We start from the raw sequence: 255 nt of genomic DNA, 5'->3' as shown, positions 1-255 counted from the left end.
GCTGGACCTGGGCTATGTGGCCTTCTACGCCGTGGGGGCGTACATGTTCGCGCTGCTGAGCAGCCCGCACCTGGCGGAGAACTTCGAGTGGTTCGCGGCGCACTTCCCTGAGGGGCTGCACTCACCGTTGTGGGTGGTGATCCCGCTCGGGGCCGCACTGGCCGCACTGGCCGGGGTGGTGCTGGGCTCGCCCACGCTGAAGCTGCGCGGGGACTACCTGGCCATCGTCACGCTGGGCTTTGGGGAGATCATCCG

1 protein-coding gene is annotated in these 255 nt (G+C 68.6%); it reads left to right on the top strand.

Annotated features, from left to right (window positions below; translation table 11 throughout):
* Positions 1 to 255, top strand: a 255-nt coding sequence (locus tag ACG0Z6_RS16665) for an ABC transporter permease subunit (protein ID WP_419964625.1), incomplete at both ends; no start/stop codon positions are given.

It is taken from the genome of Roseateles rivi, assembly GCF_043555845.1.
GTDB classification, from domain to species: domain Bacteria; phylum Pseudomonadota; class Gammaproteobacteria; order Burkholderiales; family Burkholderiaceae_C; genus Roseateles; species Roseateles rivi.
This window is presented reverse-complemented; position numbering and strand designations above follow the sequence as displayed.